This window comes from Nocardia colli (assembly GCF_008704205.1).
Classification (GTDB): Bacteria; Actinomycetota; Actinomycetes; order Mycobacteriales; family Mycobacteriaceae; genus Nocardia; species Nocardia colli.
The window spans coordinates 141,589-159,038 of the sequence record NZ_VXLC01000014.1 but is presented as its reverse complement, the minus strand read 5'-3'; the positions used below and the strand labels follow the sequence as shown (position 1 = coordinate 159,038).

Here is a 17,450-nt window from a genome sequence, read left to right as displayed (position 1 = left end):
AATCCACCCGGCAAATACGCGATTTCCAGATCACGCCGCCGTATCGTGATCATGCTTGCCCACGGCTAACTGCCAGCACGTGCCCTACCCGTTCTATGCCCACAGCATTTTCGCGGAAAGGTGTCGACTGTAGTGAAGATATCGAGGCACTGGAAACATCTGGCGGCGTCCCTGTTCGCGGCCACCATCGTCACCGGACTGGCCGCCGTCCCGGCGCACGCCGGTGAGACCGACGCCCTCTACAACTCCGCCCAGCGCAACTTCACCGACGGCAACGATGTCGCCGGCCGCGCCGACCTGCGTAACCTGATCGGCGCCGACCCCGGCGACGCCGACGCTCTCTCGCTACAGGCCATCTGGTCGCACTATGCGGGTGACCTACCGGCGCTCGCCGACGCGATGGCCCGGCTCAACGTCGTCGACCCGGGCATGGCGGCCGGCACGACCAACGTGCTCAACGCCATCGGCGCGGCCGTCGGCACCCTGCCGAATCCGCTGCCCGCGCTGATCGGTCCGCAGACCGGCATCGTCGTCCTCGGTTACGGCCTGCTGCCCGACGGCGCACTGCGCCCCGAGCTGGTGAACCGGCTGACCGCGGCCTGGCTGCAATCGATCGCCGCTCCCCTGTCCCCCATCGTGGTGACCGGCGGCAACCCGCAGAACGGCATCACCGAGGCGGACGCGATGGCGGGCTGGCTGATCGGGCACGGCGTGCCGCCGAACCGGATCAGCGTGGAGGGCCGGGCCGGATCGACCGTGCAGAACGCGCTGTTCGGCACGCAGAAGCTGCGGGAGGTCGGCGCGACCAGCGCGGTCGTGGTCACCTCGCCCAACCATATCCGGCGCGCGGTCGCCGATTTCATCGTGGCGGGCACCCAGGTGGTCGGCGCGACCACGTCGCTGGAACAGCTGGTCTCCCAGCTGCCGCCGCCGGCCCGGCAGTCCCAGCGCGGCATCTATCTCGACGCCACCCGAACGTTCGAGTTGGACACTTCGCGCTGAGTTCAGCGCCCGCATCCGGGATCCGCGCGACCGTGCGGATCCCGGATGCGCAGTCGCCGCGACCGGCGACGCCGGAAAATCCAGTGGCTCGACGGCAGCCGCGCACGGCAGTATGTGCGGGTGATGGCAGTTAGCACCGAGGTGGTCGAGGTCTTACGCGCAGCGGGATGCGTCTTCGCCGAGGACGAGGCCCGCCTGCTCATCGCCGCCGCCGCGGAAACCGGCGTAGACCTGAACGCCCTGGTGGCGCAGCGGGTAGCCGGCACGCCCCTGGAACACCTGCTCGGCTGGGCCGAATTCCACGGCCTACGGGTCGCCGTGGCGCCGGGCGTATTCGTGCCACGCCAGCGCACTGCTTTTCTCGTCGAAGCCGCCGCGGATCTGGTCCGCGCCCGCAACCGTCATTCGATGGTCGTCGATTTATGTTGCGGCTCAGGCGCATTGGGTCTCGCACTGGCCACGATGCTGACCGCCGAGCACACCCTCGTGACCCTCGCCGCCGCCGATATCGACCCCGTGGCCGTCGAGTGCGCTCGCCGCAACCTCACGCCGATCGGCGCACCGGTCTATCAGGGCGATCTCTTCGAACCACTGCCCGAGGAACTGCACGGCTGCATCGACATCCTGCTCGCCAACACCCCGTACGTCCCGTCCGGCATGATCGAGCGGATGCCGCCGGAAGCCCGCGACCACGAACCGCGCACCGCCCTCGACGGCGGGCCGGACGGCCTGGACATCTTCCGCCGGGTCGCCGCGGACGCCCGGACCTGGCTCGCCCCCGGCGGCCACCTGCTGATCGAATCCAGCGAGACGCAGGCCCCGATCGCCCTCGACGTGCTGGCCGAACACGGACTCGCGGGCCGGATCGCCGAATCCGACGAGGACTACGCCACCGTCGTCATCGGCACCAGACCCGCCCGCTAGTCCCTACTTCTTGCGACCGGTGAACTCGTCCATCGAGTGGTACACGCCGACGGTATTGAGGAACAGATCGCGCAATTTGATCGGCAGGATGCCGGACAACGCCTTGTTCAGCCGCGACGTCCACGGCAGGATCACCAGCGGCGTGCCGTTCTTCATCGCGCGCCACGAGGTGTCGACCACCTCGTCCTGCTCCAGGATCGGCGTGAACAGGAATCCCTTTGCGCCGTCGAACATTCCGGTGTTGATGTAGGTCGGGCAGACCGTGGTCACCTTGACGTGCTCGTGCCCCGCCTGCTCCAGCTCGATGCGCACCGAATCCGACCAACCGAGCGCCGCCCACTTGGACGCGGCGTACACGCTCATCCGCGGATTCGACACCAGACCGGCCGACGACGCGATGGTCAGCACCCGCGCCTCGGCCGAACCGGCCACCATCGCGGGCAGGAATTCGAGGGTGACGTACATCGGCGCGTGCGCGTTGATCGCCATCGTCTTCTCGATGTCGCCGCGATTCTCCGTGTCCCAGAAGTAGCTGTTGCCCCGGACGATGCCCGCGTTGTTGACCAGGATGTCGATCGCGCCGACCTCGGCGCGGACCGATTCCGCCGCCTCGGCGATGGCGTCCGGCGCGGACACGTCGACCACGAAGTGATGGATGGTGCCGCCGAGACCGGTCAGCTCCGCGGCGGTTTCCTTCAGCGCGAGCTCGTTGATGTCCCACAGCACCACAGCGGCCGCGCCCTCGCGCACCGCCCGCTCGGCGAACAGCTTGCCCAGGCCCATCGCGGCGCCCGTGACGAGCACCTTCTTGCCCGCAACCGTGTCGAGTTTCATCCGTCCCTATCCCTGTCGATTCCGCTGGAAGTTACTTCTGCCGTAGCTTTTTCATGACCCCGAAGTAGAACGTCATGGTCTTGGCCCACAGCTCCTCGGACATGCCGGGCAGCGGCGCGATCGGCAGCACCCGCTGCACCGCGATGGTCTGGGTGTCGATGTATTTCAGCAGGCCCTCGGCGCCGTGCCTGCGCCCGGTGCCGGAGATGCCGAGCCCGCCGGACGGCGCGTCGGCGCTGCCCCAGGCCGCGATGAAGCCCTCGTTCACGTTCACCGAACCGGCGTTGATCCGCGCCGCGACCTCGCGACCACGGCCGATGTCCTTGGTCCAGACGCTGGCGTTGAGGCCGTAGGCGGTGTCGTTGGCCTGCTCGACCGCCTCGTCGTCGCTGCCGACCCGGTAGATCGACACGACCGGGCCGAAGGTCTCCTCGCGGTACACCGTCATGCCGGGCCGCACCCCACTCAGCACGGTCGGCTCGTAGAAGTACGGGCCGAGGTCGGGCCGGTGCTTGCCGCCGGCCAGCACCGTCGCGCCCTTGGCCACCGCGTCGTCGACATGCGAACGGACCGTGTCCAATTGGCGCGGAAAGGTCAGCGAGCCCATGTCGTTGTCGTAGTTCAGCCCGCCGCCGAGCTCGATTCCCTTGACCTGCTCGATGAATTCGGCGACGAACTGGTCATACACCTTGTCGTGCACATAGATTCGCTCCATCGATTCGCACAGCTGCCCGGCCGAGGCGAAGCAGGCGCGAATGGCGATCTTTGCGGCCCTGGACACGTCCGCGTCGGCGAGCACCACCAGGGGGTTCTTGCCGCCGAGTTCGAGCGAGTAGCCGATGAGCCGCTCGCCCGCCTGCTGCGCGATGGTGCGGCCGGTCGCGCTGGAACCGGTGTAGTCGACGTAGTCCGCGCGGCCGATCACCTCGTGGCCGATCACCGAACCGCGCCCGAGCACGGCCTGCCACAACCCCTTCGGCAGGCCGGCGCGTTCGGCGGCGTCGATGGCCCAGAGCGCGGTGATCGCGGTCTGGTTGTCCGGGCGCGCGACCACCGCGTTGCCCGCGACCAGGGCGGGCAGCGCGTCGGAGGCGGCCAGCGCGAGCGGGTAGTTCCACGGCGAGATCACCGCGACCACGCCCTTCGGCCGGTGTCGCACGTCGACCTGGGTGAGCACCGGCAGCACGCCGCGCGGCTTGCGGGTGGCCAGCAGTTTCGCCGCGACCTGCGCGTAGTACCTGGCGTTGACCGCGACATCGCCGACCTCGTCGAAGGCGTGTGCGCGCGACTTGCCGGTCTCGGTCTGCACGATGTCGAGGATGGTGTCCTGCTCGGCGAGCACGATGTCGTGGAAGCGGCGCAGCACCGCGGCGCGCTCGCGGATCGGGCGGCGGGCCCACTCCTGCTGTGCCGCGCGCGCCGTCGCGAAGGCCCGGTCGATGTCGTCGACCGAGGACTGCGGCAGGTCCGCGATCTTGCGCCCGGTGGCCGGCGCGAACACCTCGACCGCGGGCGCACCACCCGCGACCGCCCGGGCGAGCAACGGCTCCACCAGCGACGATGGCAACGCGTCGGCGGCGGCGAGCTGGGAGGCGGTCGTCATTGTCGGCCCTCTCATTGGACGGTCGGACGAGCCGGAAGCGCATCCGCCTTTAACTGAACACTAGTGTTAGATTAATAGGCGTGCCACACCTCGTGTCAAGCTCTTCGTCATGGAACACAGACATGACCGGCGCTTCGCTGTGAGCCGGCACCATGTCCCCGAGGCGCGATGACCGAGGCGACCACGCGGCGCGGCCGGCCGCCGCAGACGCAGGAGCAGGCCGAGGAGGTCCGCGCCCGGATCGTGCTCGCCACCGCCGAGGTGTTCACCCGCCACGGATCGCGCGGATTGAACGTCGCGCAGATCATCGAGCAGGCCGGCCTGGCCCGCCCCACCTTCTACCGCTACTTCGGCAACGCGACCGAGCCGCTGCACGTACTGCTCAACACCTCCAACGACGGCCTGGTCGACGGCATCCGGCTGGCCCTCATCGGCACCGACGAACCCGTCGACCTCGGCATCCGGCTGATCGACGCCTACCTCGACTGGGCCGGCGGCCACGGCGCCATGCTGCGCCCGCTGTTCGCCGAACTGCACGACCCCGGCTCGCCGGTCTCGGCGTATCGCGAACGCGCACTGGACGATATCCGCGCGCTCGTCCGCGAGAGATTCACCGAACTCGGCCGCCCGGTCCCCAGCCCGCTGGATCTCGATGCCGCACTGCACGTGTGCGAGTACATCGTCTACCGCATCTCCGCGGGCACCGACCCCGGCAGCGAACCGGACCCGGAAACGGTTGCCGCGGGCCGGCTTACGATGATCCGCGTGCTGCTGACCACGCTCGGCACCCGCACCGACCTCGAATACGCGATGCGGCTGCCCGGCATCTTCCCGGTGTGATCGCGGCGGGGTCAGCGGAGCGCTGACCCGCGAACCCGGCGAACGACGTTGGTCGCCGAGTCCACAGGTTTCAGGACACCGGCGCGAAACGCTCGGTGTACAGCGACGCCGTCGGATCGTGCAGCGACAGCACCTGTCGCGCGGACTCGGCCAACGACGGTGGGGCGCAGACGTATACGGTCGCGCCGGTCGGGGTCTGCTCGAAGATCATCCGCGGGTTCGGCCGGCCGAACTCGTCGTCCGGCCGGACCACCACGTCGCCGCCGGTCAGCCGCGCCAGTTCGCACAGGAACGGCATCCGGGCCCGGGAACGGCCGAAATACATGAGCCGCCAAGGTGTTCCGGCGCGTTCGGCGGCGTGGACGAGGGACAGGATCGGCGCGATGCCGATGCCGCCGGCGACGAACAGGTACTGCTGGGCCGCGCTGAACGGAAAGGTGTTGCGCACCGCACGCACCGACAACCGATCCCCGGCCCGCAATCGCTCGTGGATCTCGCTCGATCCGCCACTGCCATCGGCGATGTGGCGCACGGCAATTCGGTATCGCCCGTGATCGGCCGGATCACTGTTCAACGAATACTGCCGCCGCCTGCCCGAGGGCAGAACCACGTCGAGGTGGGCGCCGGGCGTCCATGCGGGCAACCGCACGCCGTCCGGATCGGTCAAGATCAGGCTGACAACCCCGTCAGCCTCCGGCTCGATCCGATCGACGACGACCTGCCGCATCGAAAGTGACTGCGGCGCATCAGCTTCTCCGAGTACTCGCTTGTGCGCGTCGGCCGAGGCCATCATCCGCAGCCCGGAACCCGCCCGATACCCTTCCTCGACGGCCGTCACTCGACCGCGTGCGCCTGATCGGTACAGACCGTGGAGCCCATCTCGCATCCCTCATCTCTGATCGGCGAAGCCCAGCACCGGCAACGAAGCCCAGCATGTTGGCAATCTATTGATGACATCAGACGCTGTCAACATCACCCGATGTCAATACCCGGCCTGTGCGAAGATGGCGGGATGGTCGCCGAAGACGACGGGTCCATCCCCGGCATGCGCCGCTGGCGCGGACGGTCCCCCGCCGATCGGGTCGCCGGACGCCGGGAGCAGCTCATCGAGGCCTGCACCGAACTGATGGCCACCGTCGGCGCCGCCGAGACGTCCATGCGCGGCGTGTGCCGGCAGGCCGGGCTCACCGAACGCTATTTCTACGAGAGCTTCGCGAACCTGGACGCGCTGCTCACCACCGTGCTGGACGCCGTCGTCCTCGGCGCGCGCGACCGGCTGCTCGACGCGTTGCCCACCGCGCCGATCGAACGCGACGCCATGTTCCGGCACCTGGTCGGCGTCTTCACCGACTACCTGGTCGAGGATCGCCGGCGCGGCCGGATCATGTTCGTCGAATCGCAGGCCACCCCGGTGCTGATGCCCCGCGCCAACGAACTCATCGGATTATTCACGGCGCCGATCGCATTGACGATCAGCGCCGGCGACTACTCGAACGCCCCACCCGACGAACACGACAACGCGCTCAACGCCAGCGCCATCTTCGGCGCCCTCGCCTACCTCTACCGGCCCTGGCTGGACGGTGAGATCCCGGTCCCCCGTGCCCGATTCGACGAGCACGCCGCGACCGTGCTGGAACACATTGCCCGCGCCCGTTCTTCGGTGATCACCGAGGCCTAGTCCGGCACCGCCACCGGCGCAGGGCGCCCGGCCTTGCCGAAACTGATCGCGTCGTCGGTGACCGATCCGTGCCGCAGCGTGACCAGGTCACGCAGATAGTTCATCCGCAACCGCCACGGCGCACGATCGCCCTGGATCGGGAACTCGCTCGCCGAGCGCAGCACATAGCCGGGATTGAAGTCGGCGAACAACGATTCGGCGCCGACCGACGGATCACCCACCGGCATGCAGCGCACGTACCCGCGCCGGTCCATGTGCCGGAGCAACCGAACCACGTACTCGGACACCAGATCCGCCTTCAGCGTCCACGAGGCGTTGGTGTAGCCGATGATGTAGGCGAAGTTCGGCACGTCCGAGAGCATCATCGCCTTGTAGGCCATGCGTTCCGACAGCTGCACCGGCTGGCCGTCCACCACGATATCCATGCCGCCGAACGCGAGCAGGTTCAATCCCGTTGCGGTGACGATGATGTCGGCGTCCAGCGTCGCGCCGGAGGCCAGGCGCAAGCCGGTCTCGGTGAACGTCTCGATCCGGTCGGTGACGATCTCCAGCTTGTCCTTGCGGATGGCCCGGAAGAAATCGTTGTTGGGGGTCAGGCAGAGTCGCTGATCCCACGGGTCGTAGCGGGGCGTGAAATGCGTGTCGATGTCGTAGCCCGGCGGCAGCCAGCGCTGCTGCAGGCCGCGGATGCGTTCGCGCATCCAGGCCGGATAACGTTGGCTCAGTTCGTACATCGTCGTCGTGAAGGCCACGTTCTTGGCCCGGACCACCGCGTAGGCCGCGCGCGGGGACAGATAGCGGCGCACCTTCATCGCGATCTTGTCCCGGGCGGGCCGGGAGACGATATAGCTCGGGCTGCGCTGCAGCATGGTGACGTGCGCGCCCTGCTCGGTCAGCGCCGGTCCGAGGGTGACCGCGGTCGCGCCGCTGCCGATCACCACCACCTTCTTGTTCGCGTAATCCAGGTCCGCGGGCCAGGACTGGGGATGCACCACCGGCCCGGTGAAGCGGTCGACGCCGGCGAACTCCGGTACATAGGGCTCGTCGTAGCGGTAGTAGCCGGAGCAGGAGAACAGGAAACCGGCGGTGAGCGTGACGGTTTCGCCGGTGTCGGTGCGCTCGGCCGTCACGGTCCAGCGGTTGTCCACCGAGGACCATTCGGCGCGCAGCACCCGGTGCCGGAACCGGATGTGGCGATCGATGCCGTTCTCCGCGGCCGTCTCCCGGACGTAGTCGAGGATGGTGTCGCCGTCGGCGATCGACTTCTCCCCCAGCCACGGCTTGAACCGGTAGCCGAGGGTGTACATGTCGGAGTCGGAGCGAATTCCGGGGTAGCGGAACAGATCCCAGGTCCCGCCGAGCGCCGCGCGCCCCTCCAGGATCGCGTAGGTCCGGTGCGGGAACGCTCGCTGCAATTGATAGGCCGCGCCGACGCCGGACAGTCCGGCCCCGACAATGAGCACATCGATGTGCTCGGTAGCGGTTGTCATCGCTGTCTCCTCGGCTAGGCGGGGTGCGTGCCCAGCCTACGACCCAGACAGTTGCGCCCGCGCAGCCGGATAAATCGTGGGATGTATCTGCCGCATTGATACCGCCCGCTTTGCGCGGATTCCGTTCGGCCACAACGTAGTTAAGCGCTACACGAGAAGGATGCGCCGAGCGAAACCGGACGGTATCCAATTGCCCGACTCGCAGTGAACTCACTCACATCACGACGGCGCGCCACCCGTTCTCCACCGCGAACATTTCGTTAGCTGAATATTCGCCAGTCCGTCTCGGCGTCGTTATGCACAACGCCGCCGAGCCTCCGCACACCAGACCCGAAAACCATTGGCGACCCGCAAAATTCGTGCCGGAGCGGCACTGTTCACCCTCCATAGCCAGTCGGTCACCAGTTAGTGATACCTCACGGAACACCTACTCTCACACTGTCGCTCACCCCAACATCCGAGCCATAGGCGTTCGTAGTTACCGTCGGGTAGTGTCCGTCGCACCGAAGATCAGAGACGATCCGGAACCGTTTTCTTTCCACGATTTCCAGGAGCGCGCGTGTCGCATTCTCGATTCGAATCCATCGGCGCCTATCTGCCTTCGAATATCGTCACCACCCAGGAGCTGCTCTCCCGGCTGAAGGAACCCCCGTCTTTCGATCTCGAAAAAATTACCGGAGTGCAGGAACGCCGGGTGCACGACACGAACCCGGACAGCTACGAGGACTCCTTCGCGATCGCCATGAAGGCCGCCGAGGACTGTCTGTCCAGGTCGCGGTACGACGCGAGCGAGCTCGACGTCATCATCTCCACCTCCATCACGCGGAGCAACCACGCCACCCGCATGTACATGGAGCCATCCTTCGCGGGTTCGATAAGCCGTCTTATCGGCGCACCGAACGCCATTACGTTCGATGTATCGAACGCGTGCGCCGGAATGCTCACCGGCACTTACATTCTGGACCGGATGATCCGCTCGGGTGCGGTGCGCAACGGCATGGTGGTCAGCGGTGAGGCCATTACTCCGATCGCCGACACCGCGGTGGCCGAGATTTCGGAGAAATACGATCTGCAGTTCGCGTCGCTGTCGGTGGGCGACTCGGGCGCCGCGGTCGTGCTCGACGAGGCCGTCGACGACAACGACAAGATCCACTACATCGAGATGATGACCGCCGCGGAGTACTCGCAGCTGTGTCTCGGCATGCCCAGCGACAAGAGCCAGGGTGTTGCGCTGTACACCGATAACCGCAAAATGCACAACGAAGACCGCTTCCTGCTGGGCACCAACAGCCAGATCAACTACCTGCAGGCGCAGGGCCGCACCTTCGCCGACGAGAACTTCGACTACGTCATCCACCACCAGTTCGGCGCGGCCGCCATTCCGTGGATGAACGCCATCTGCGAGCGCGAGTTCGGCACCCCGATGCCGCCGGATCTGCGGGTCATCGAGAAGTACGGAAACACCTCCACCACTTCGCATTTCATCGTCCTGCACGATCAGCTCAGCGACCAGAACATCCCGGCGGGCTCGAAGCTGCTGATGATTCCGGCCGCCTCCGGCATCGTGACCGGCTTCCTGTCCACCACCATCTCGTCTCTGAAGGTCTGAGGTCAGCCATGGGCGTGCGCATCAAATCCGTCGGCATCAGCCGCGAAACGCAAAGCAGTGTGGAGAACAGCGGCCGGGCCGCGAAGCAGAGCCTGGAGCGGGCCGGGGTCCGGCCCGATCAGGTCGGCGTGCTGATCAACGCGGGTGTCTTCCGGGACCAGAACACCGTCGAACCGGCCGTGTCCGCGCTGATCCAGAAGGCGGCCGGCATCGGCCTGGAGTACGCGAAGGACGACCCGCGGACCTTCTCCTTCGACCTGATGAATGGCGCGACCGGCGTGCTGAACGCCGTGCAGGTCGCCACCTCGCTGCTGGAGACCGGCAGCGCCGAGCACGTGCTCATCGTCTCCGGTGACGGTCACCCGTCGATGACCCGCACCGCGGCCGCGGACGACTTCCCGTACTCCACCTCGGGAGCCGCGCTGCTGCTCGAGCACACCGACGAACCGGACGGCTTCGGCACGGTGCACACGGTCAACGGCGCGGGCACCCCGGTGGTCGAGGCGTACGTCGACCTGTCCACCATGGGCAGCGTCGGGCGCGGCCTGATGACCGTCGATCGGGAGCCGGACTTCGAGGATCGGTTGCTGAGCGTGGCGACCGAGGCCGCCAAGGCCGCGCTCGCCGAGCACGCCGACCTGGCCGGCACCGCGCTCATCGCGTCGACGCCGACCGCGGAGTTCCCCAGGCGGCTCGCGGATGTCCTTGGCATCGAACAGGATTCGGTGCGTACGCCGGATCTGACCGACGGCGACCCGCACACCGCGTCGCTGCCGCAGGCCTACGACCGGGCCGTCGTCGCGGACACCCTGAAGGACTTCACTCACGTGCTGTTCGTCGCGGCGGGCGCGGGCCCGTCGGCGGCGGCGGTGCTGTACCGGCTGCCCGCGTTCGCCGGGGCGGCTGCGTGACCTCGGCGACCTACTGGGCGGCCATCGACCGGTTCCGTGCGTTCGCGCGCACGGAACCGGATCGAGAGGCGGTCATCTACCCCGACGGGACCGCGTCGGGTGACCTCCCGTCCTATCGGCACGTCAGCTACCGCGAGCTCGACGACTGGTCCGAGGCCATCGCCGAGCGGCTCACCGCGGCCGGGGTCGGCTCGGGCACCCGCACCATCGTGCTGGTGCTGCCGAGCCCGGAGCTGTACGCGATCCTGTTCGGGCTGTTGAAGATCGGCGCCGTGCCCGTGGTGATCGACCCGGGCATGGGGCTGCGCAAGATGGTGCACTGCCTGCGCGCGGTCGAAGCCGAGGCGTTCATCGGGATTCCGCCCGCGCACGCCGTGCGGGTGTTGTTCCGGCGCAGCTTCCGCAAGGTGCGCACCACGGTGACCGTCGGCAAGCGCTGGTTCTGGCGGGGCGAACGCCTGGCGGCGTGGGGCCGGACGCCGTCTGGCGCGGCACCGCAGCGGGTGCCCGCTCCCGCCGACGACGTGCTCGTCATCGGATTCACCACGGGCAGTACCGGACCCGCCAAGGCGGTCGAGCTGACCCACGGCAATCTGGCGTCGATGATCGACCAGGTGCACACCGCGCGCGGCGAGGTCGCGCCGGAGACCTCGCTGATCACGTTGCCGCTGGTCGGAATTCTCGATCTGCTGCTCGGATCCCGGTGCGTGCTACCGCCGTTGATCCCGAGCAAGGTCGGTTCCACCGATCCGGCGCATGTCGCGCACGCGATCGAGAAGTTCGGCGTGCGGACGATGTTCGCCTCCCCCGCCCTGCTGATTCCGCTGCTGCGCCATCTGGAACAGCAGCCGACCGAGCTGAAGACGTTGAGCAGCATCTATTCCGGTGGCGCGCCGGTGCCGGACTGGTGCATCGCCGGGCTGCGCGAGGTGCTGGCCGAGGACGTGCAGATCTTCGCCGGCTACGGGTCGACCGAGGCATTGCCGATGTCGCTCATCGAATCCCGGGAACTGTTCGGCGGTCTGGTGGAGCGCACGCACCAGGGCGAGGGCACCTGCATCGGGCGTCCCGCCGACAAGATCGATGCTCGCGTCATCGCGATCACCGACGCGGCGATCCCGAGCTGGGCGCGGGTGCACGAACTGGCCGGTGAGCTCGAGAACTCGCGCGGCATCGGCGAACTCGTCGTCGCGGGTCCGAATGTCAGCACGCATTACTACTGGCCGGAGGAGGCGAACCGGCAGGGCAAGATCGTCGACGGCGATCGGATCTGGCATCGCACCGGCGATCTCGCCTGGATCGACGACGAGGGCCGAATCTGGTTCTGCGGGCGCAAGAGTCAGCGGGTCGAGACAGCCGACGGACCGATGTTCACGGTCCAGGTCGAGCAGATCTTCAATACCGTTGCCGGCGTTGCCCGCACGGCATTGGTCGGTGTCGGTGCGCGCGGCGCGCAGCGACCCGTGCTGTGTTTCGAGGTGCAGCCGGAGGCCGACGGCGCGGCGGTCGGGGCCGCGCTGCGGGCCCGCGGGCAGGAATTCGAACTCACCCGCGCGATCGCCGATTTCCTGAGCCACCCGGGGTTCCCGGTCGATATCCGGCACAACGCCAAGATCGGCCGCGAGCTGCTGTCCCCGTGGGCGGCCGAGCAGATCGGAAAGCGCGGATGAGCGGGAAAACGACGGCCCTGCGGGCGATTCCGGTCCTCGGCTGGCTGTATCTAGCCGGTGGCGTCCTCGCCGTCGCGACCGATCAGGTGCCGCAGAACCGGCTGCTGCGCGCCGCGTGGTGGATCGACGCGTTCCTCAGCATCGTCGTGCACGCGGCGCAGATCCGGCCCGCGCTGCGGGCAGCCGAGGGTTCGGGACGCTCCCCCGTCGAGACGGCCGTGCTGACGCAGATCTTCGGAATGACCTGGTGGCGAACGCAGGAGACGCGATGACAAAGGTATTGGTGACCGGCGCCTCCGGGTTCCTCGGCGGCGCGCTCGTGCGCAGGCTGGTCCGCGACGGCGAGCACGATGTGTCGATCCTGGTGCGGCGCACCAGCAAGCTGACCGACCTCGGCGCGGACGCCGATCGGGTGCAGCTGGTCTACGGCGACCTGACCGACCCCGCCTCGCTGGTCGCCGCGACCAACGGCGTCGACATCGTGATCCACAGCGCCGCACGGGTGGACGAGCGCGGAACCCGGGAACAGTTCTGGGCGGAGAACGTTCGGGCGACCGAACGGCTCCTGGACGCCGCGCGCCGCGGCGGCGCGTCCCGCTTCGTCTTCATCTCCAGCCCGAGCGCGTTGATGGACTACGACGGCGGCGATCAGCTCGACGTCGACGAGTCGATCCCCTACCCGCGGCGCTATTTGAACCTCTACTCGGAGACCAAGGCCGCGGCCGAACGCGCCGTATTGGCCGCGAACACCGAGGGATTCACCACCTGCGCGCTGCGCCCGCGGGCAATCTGGGGCGCGGGCGACCGGTCCGGTCCGATCGTGCGCCTGCTCGGCAAGACCGCCGCGGGCACGCTGCCGGACATCTCGTTCGGTCGCACCGTGTACGCGTCGCTGTGCCACGTCGACAACATCGTCGAAGCGTGCGTCAAGGCGGCGGCCGCGGATGCGGTGGGCGGCAAGGCCTATTTCGTCGCCGACGCCGAGAAGACCAATGTCTGGGAGTTCCTCGGTTCCGTGGCGACGGATCTCGGCTACGCGCCGCCGAGCCGCAAGCCGAACCCCAAGGTGATCAACGCCGTGGTGAACGTCATCGAAACCCTCTGGCGCATACCGGCCGTCGCGACCCGCTGGTCGCCACCGCTGTCCCGCTACGCCGTCGCCCTGATGACGCGCAGCGCGACCTACGACACCACCGCCGCCACCCGCGATTTCGGCTACGCCCCGATCGTGGACCGGGACACCGGGCTGGCCACCTTCCTCGCGTGGCTCGAAACCGAGGGCGGCGCCGAAGAACTCACCCGACATCTGCGCTGAGCACTCCCCCAGTCGTCACCGGAGGCAATCATGAACCCAGACACCGTCTTTCGCCGGAAGATCTCGCCCACGGAGCGCCTGTACTTCTTCACCAGGGAGGTGTCGCCGCCGTTCCTGATGCACATGGTCGTGCACGGCGTCGGCACCCTCGACCCCGACGCGGTGCAGCGGGCCGTGGACGTGGCGTCCGCGGCGAATCCCGGTGCGCGGCTGGTCCGCGACGGCAAGTACTGGGTGGACAGCGGTGTCCCGGCCAAGGTCCGGGTGGTGCCGGGCTGGACGCTCGACTACGCCACGCTGGAAAACGACGAGGTGCTCAACAGTCCGATCGGCCCCACCCCCGATCGGACCACCGAGGTGCTGCTGCTGACCGGTGAACAAACCGCCGTCGTGTTCCGTGTCTTCCATGGAGTGATGGATGGGATGGGCATGCGAATGTGGGTCGACGACGTATTGCGCGCGCTGCGCGGCGCGGCTCCGGTCGGTGCGCCCGACCCGATCTCCGACGCCGAACTGGTGGCGCAGGTCGGGGCGCCGGGCAAGCAGACGCTGGTGCTGCCCACCTATCCGGCCCCGACCGGACGTGGCCGGCAGGATCCGGCGGCGTCGCGCTGGTTGTTGCGGCACCGGACCATTCACGCCACCGGCAAGGGCATGGTCGCGCGGGTCGCGGCGATCCTCGCCGCCGAGACCGGCTCGAAGTCCCGCTTCATGGTTCCGGTCGACCTGCGCAGGCACGATCCGGCGCTGCGCTCCACCGGAAACCTCGCGCTGCCACTGTTTCTCGACGTCGCGCCCGGCGACAGCTGGGAAACGGTCAGCGCCCGCATGCGCACCGGGTTGCAGCAGAAGACCGAACTGAACCAGCTCGACAACGGCGGCCTGTCGAAGTTTCCGCCCGCGGCGATCCGGTCCGTGCTGCGGGTCAGCAACTGGATCGGCGCCCGGTTCAACCGGAACATGGTGTCGGCCACCGTGTCCCACATGGGCAAGTTCGACCTGGACGAGATGGCCGTGCCCGGCTGGACGCCCAGCACCATGCGGGTGCTGCCCCAGCACAGCGGGGCGATGCCGCTCCTGTTCGGAATGATGGAATCGGGCGGGAAGATCGACCTGACGGTGTCCTGTCGCAACGGCGAAGGCATCGAGCCGCGGCTGGAGGCCCTGCTCGACAAGATCGCCGCCACGCTGGAAGCCGATCTGGCGCCGCACGATTCGCCGGTCCGATGACCGGCTGGGCGCGGTTCGTCATCGCCCGGCCACGCACGGTGCTCGCCGTGGTGGTCGGGGTGATGCTGCTGTTCGGGCTGCTCGGCATGAACACCGCCGACAAGGTGAGCGCCGCCGGATTCAATGACCCGCACAGTGAATCGGCGGCCGTCGACCGGCTGGTCCGCGACCACTTCGGTCCGCAGACACCCGACGCGGTCGCGCTCTACACCGCGCCCGACGGCCAGCGCCTGGACGACATCGGCCCGCGCGTTCAGCAGTCGCTGGCCCGGATCGATCCGGCGCTGCTCCAGCGTCCGATCGAAACCTATTGGAACAGCGTCCCGCCGCGCAAACAGTTCCTGAAGTCCGCCGACAACCGGCAGGCGCTGGCGGCGATCTTTCTCGCCGGCGATGACAACCGGCGCGTCACCGCCTACCCGGATATCGAAGCGGCGCTGAAGGTTCCGGGGATCGACACCAAGCTGTCCGGCTACAGCGCGCTGGCGACCCAGATCAACGGCCAGTCCCAGCACGATCTGGTGCGCGCCGAATCCATCTCGCTGCCACTGACTTTGCTGATCCTCGTGCTGGTGTTCGGCGGCCTGGTCGCGGCGTCGATGCCGGTCGCGGTCGGGGTGCTCGCCGTGCTCGGCGCGATGGGCACCATCCGGGTGCTCACCGAATTCACCGAAGTCAGCACGTTCGCGGTGAATATCGCCTCGCTGCTCGGGCTGGGCATGGCCATCGATTACGGGCTGTTCCTGGTGACCCGGTTCCGCGAAGAACTGGCCGGCGGCCGCAGTGTCGAGTCCGCCATCGAACGCACCTGCGCCACCGCCGGTCGCACCGTTGCGTTCTCCGCACTGCTGTTGATCTGTGCCTTCGCCGGAACCTTCGTGTTCCCGCAGGCCGTGCTGCGCTCGCTGGGTTTCGGCGCGATCGCCGCGGTCGCGCTCGCCGCGGGACTCTCGCTCACCGTGCTGCCCGCCATGCTCGCGCTGTTCGGCGCCCGAATCGGCAAGGCGGGCACCAAGGATCGGACCGAGCGATTCTGGGGCCGGGTGGTGGACGCCGTGCTGCGCAGGCCGGGCCTGGTCGCCATCGTCGTCGGTGCGGTGCTTCTGGTGCTTGCCGCGCCGCTGACCGGCGCGAAACTCGGCGACATCGATCATCGGGCGTTGCCCGCGGGCAATGAGATGCGCACCACCGTCGAGGAACTCACCGCCGGATTCCCCGCCGCGAGCAGCGGCGTCACCGCTGTGCTGCACGGGACCGACGGACCGCCACAGTCCGCCGCGGTCGATGCCGCGAGCACCGCGCTGAGTCACGTCGACGGCGTCCGACAGGTACTCCAGGTGGGCCGCGCCGATGACTTCGTCGTCTTCCACGCATTCCTCACCGCGACCGACCGCAGCGAAAATGCTTCGGCCACAGTACAAGACATCCGCGCGCTCACCCCGCCGGACGGCACCGTCCTGCGGATCGGCGGCGACACCGCCGCCACCGTCGACAGCGTCCGGTCGATCGTGCACGCCATGCCCTGGATGATCCTCGCCATGGTCACCGCGACCGTGCTGCTGCTCTTCGCGGCCTTCCGCTCGATCGTGTTGCCGCTCAAGGCCGTACTGATGGCGTTCCTCAGCCTGGCCGCCACCTTCGGCGTCCTCACCTGGATCTTCAACGACGGTCACCTGGCGAGCCTGCTCGGCATCAGCCCCGGTCCGCTCGCCGCGGGCATGCTCGTGCTCATCATCGCCGTAGTCTTCGGCCTCTCCACCGACTACGAGGTCTTCCTCCTCTCGCGCATGGTCGAAGCCCACAATGCCGGAGCCGACACCGCGGCGTCGGTCCGCATCGGCACCCTCAAGACCGCCCGCGTGATCACCGCCGCCGCAACTTTGCTCGTCATCGTCACCGGAGCATTCACCCTCTCGCCGCTGACGCCCATGCGTTTCCTCGGTCTCGGCATGATCATCGCGCTCCTGATCGACGCCACTCTTGTGCGCATGCTTCTGGTTCCGGCCCTCGTCAAACTCATGGGCCCCGCGAACTGGTGGACCCCGATCCGCCGCACCCCACGCCGAATCCCCGCCACCGTCGAACACACGGAACAACCAGCACCAATTCCCTGAATCATGCTGGGGCCCGGTCGAAGCGCAGCAATTATAATTCGCCACGCCGCGATGAAGATTGCAATACCGTCGATCGCTCTCCAGGCTTAGCTCCCATGTCCGCCGCCTGCCCCTCCTGCTCCTGGCCATCGCCGATGCTTGTCTCTACTCACGGGGCGGTGCGCTATATGCGCTGTGTGTGCGGCAGATTCCTGGTTTCGCACAAGGGCGGGGTGAATTTGGTGACCGGG

At 67.9% G+C, this 17,450-nt stretch carries 15 protein-coding genes; 11 read left to right on the top strand and 4 right to left on the bottom strand.

Annotated features, from left to right (window positions below; all coding sequences use genetic code 11):
• Positions 1-132 precede the first annotated feature (132 nt).
• Both F3087_RS25165 and F3087_RS25160 read left to right on the top strand, forming a co-directional pair.
• Complete coding sequence (locus tag F3087_RS25165; protein WP_150404499.1) at positions 133-1,002, top strand: YdcF family protein; 870 nt, start codon at positions 133-135, stop codon at positions 1,000-1,002.
• 123 nt (positions 1,003-1,125) lie between these two features.
• Positions 1,126-1,926: a putative protein N(5)-glutamine methyltransferase gene (locus F3087_RS25160; protein WP_150404498.1), complete on the top strand. Its 801-nt coding sequence runs from the start codon at positions 1,126-1,128 to the stop codon at positions 1,924-1,926.
• A 3-nt stretch (positions 1,927-1,929) separates the two neighbouring features.
• On the opposite strand, the gene F3087_RS25155 is transcribed toward F3087_RS25160, so the two are convergent.
• Entirely contained in the window at positions 1,930-2,760 is an 831-nt protein-coding gene (locus tag F3087_RS25155; protein ID WP_150404497.1) for an SDR family oxidoreductase, read from the bottom strand.
• A 31-nt stretch (positions 2,761-2,791) separates the two neighbouring features.
• Positions 2,792-4,363 (bottom strand): succinic semialdehyde dehydrogenase, encoded by a 1,572-nt coding sequence (locus F3087_RS25150; protein WP_150404496.1) that lies wholly within the window; start codon positions 4,361-4,363, stop codon positions 2,792-2,794.
• A gap of 168 nt (positions 4,364-4,531) precedes the next feature.
• On the opposite strand from F3087_RS25150, the gene F3087_RS25145 reads away from it, so the two are divergent.
• Positions 4,532-5,203, top strand: a complete 672-nt coding sequence (locus tag F3087_RS25145; protein WP_150404495.1) for a TetR/AcrR family transcriptional regulator — start codon at positions 4,532-4,534, stop codon at positions 5,201-5,203.
• A 70-nt stretch (positions 5,204-5,273) separates the two neighbouring features.
• Here F3087_RS25145 and F3087_RS25140 read toward each other — a convergent pair whose 3' ends face one another.
• Positions 5,274-6,041: a ferredoxin reductase gene (locus F3087_RS25140; RefSeq protein WP_150404494.1), complete on the bottom strand. Its 768-nt coding sequence runs from the start codon at positions 6,039-6,041 to the stop codon at positions 5,274-5,276.
• Positions 6,042-6,182: 141 nt separating this feature from the next.
• On the opposite strand from F3087_RS25140, the gene F3087_RS25135 reads away from it, so the two are divergent.
• Complete coding sequence (locus F3087_RS25135) at positions 6,183-6,881, top strand: TetR/AcrR family transcriptional regulator (protein ID WP_223885318.1); 699 nt, start codon at positions 6,183-6,185, stop codon at positions 6,879-6,881.
• On the opposite strand, the gene F3087_RS25130 is transcribed toward F3087_RS25135, so the two are convergent.
• The gene (locus F3087_RS25130; RefSeq protein WP_150404493.1) at positions 6,878-8,371 is read right to left on the bottom strand and encodes a flavin-containing monooxygenase; all 1,494 of its coding nucleotides are present in this window, start codon (positions 8,369-8,371) and stop codon (positions 6,878-6,880) included. The genes F3087_RS25135 and F3087_RS25130 overlap by 4 nt on opposite strands.
• 559 nt (positions 8,372-8,930) lie before the next feature.
• Between F3087_RS25130 and F3087_RS25125 the strand changes: the two genes are divergently transcribed.
• From F3087_RS25125 to F3087_RS25095, 7 genes are read left to right on the top strand one after another with little or no spacing between them, the layout of a single operon-like run.
• Positions 8,931-9,980 carry a 3-oxoacyl-ACP synthase III family protein gene (locus F3087_RS25125; protein ID WP_150404492.1) on the top strand — a complete coding sequence of 350 codons (1,050 nt, stop codon included), beginning with the start codon at positions 8,931-8,933 and terminating at the stop codon, positions 9,978-9,980.
• Between the two features lie 8 nt (positions 9,981-9,988).
• On the top strand, positions 9,989-10,891 hold the full coding sequence (locus tag F3087_RS25120) for a beta-ketoacyl-[acyl-carrier-protein] synthase family protein (protein ID WP_150404491.1): 903 nt from the start codon (positions 9,989-9,991) through the stop codon (positions 10,889-10,891).
• On the top strand, positions 10,888-12,561 hold the full coding sequence (locus F3087_RS25115) for a fatty acid CoA ligase family protein (protein WP_150404490.1): 1,674 nt from the start codon (positions 10,888-10,890) through the stop codon (positions 12,559-12,561). The genes F3087_RS25120 and F3087_RS25115 overlap by 4 nt, the downstream gene beginning before the upstream one ends.
• A complete protein-coding gene (locus tag F3087_RS25110) occupies positions 12,558-12,833 on the top strand; it encodes a hypothetical protein (RefSeq protein WP_150404489.1) in 276 nt (91 codons plus the stop codon). Before F3087_RS25115 ends, F3087_RS25110 begins: the two co-directional genes overlap by 4 nt.
• The gene (locus tag F3087_RS25105) at positions 12,830-13,876 is read left to right on the top strand and encodes an NAD-dependent epimerase/dehydratase family protein (protein WP_150404488.1); all 1,047 of its coding nucleotides are present in this window, start codon (positions 12,830-12,832) and stop codon (positions 13,874-13,876) included. The genes F3087_RS25110 and F3087_RS25105 overlap by 4 nt, the downstream gene beginning before the upstream one ends.
• Positions 13,877-13,906: 30 nt before the next feature.
• Positions 13,907-15,106 carry a peptide synthetase gene (locus tag F3087_RS25100; RefSeq protein ID WP_150404487.1) on the top strand — a complete coding sequence of 400 codons (1,200 nt, stop codon included), beginning with the start codon at positions 13,907-13,909 and terminating at the stop codon, positions 15,104-15,106.
• Positions 15,103-17,220: an MMPL family transporter gene (locus F3087_RS25095; RefSeq protein ID WP_150404486.1), complete on the top strand. Its 2,118-nt coding sequence runs from the start codon at positions 15,103-15,105 to the stop codon at positions 17,218-17,220. Before F3087_RS25100 ends, F3087_RS25095 begins: the two co-directional genes overlap by 4 nt.
• Positions 17,221-17,450: the final 230 nt, after the last annotated feature.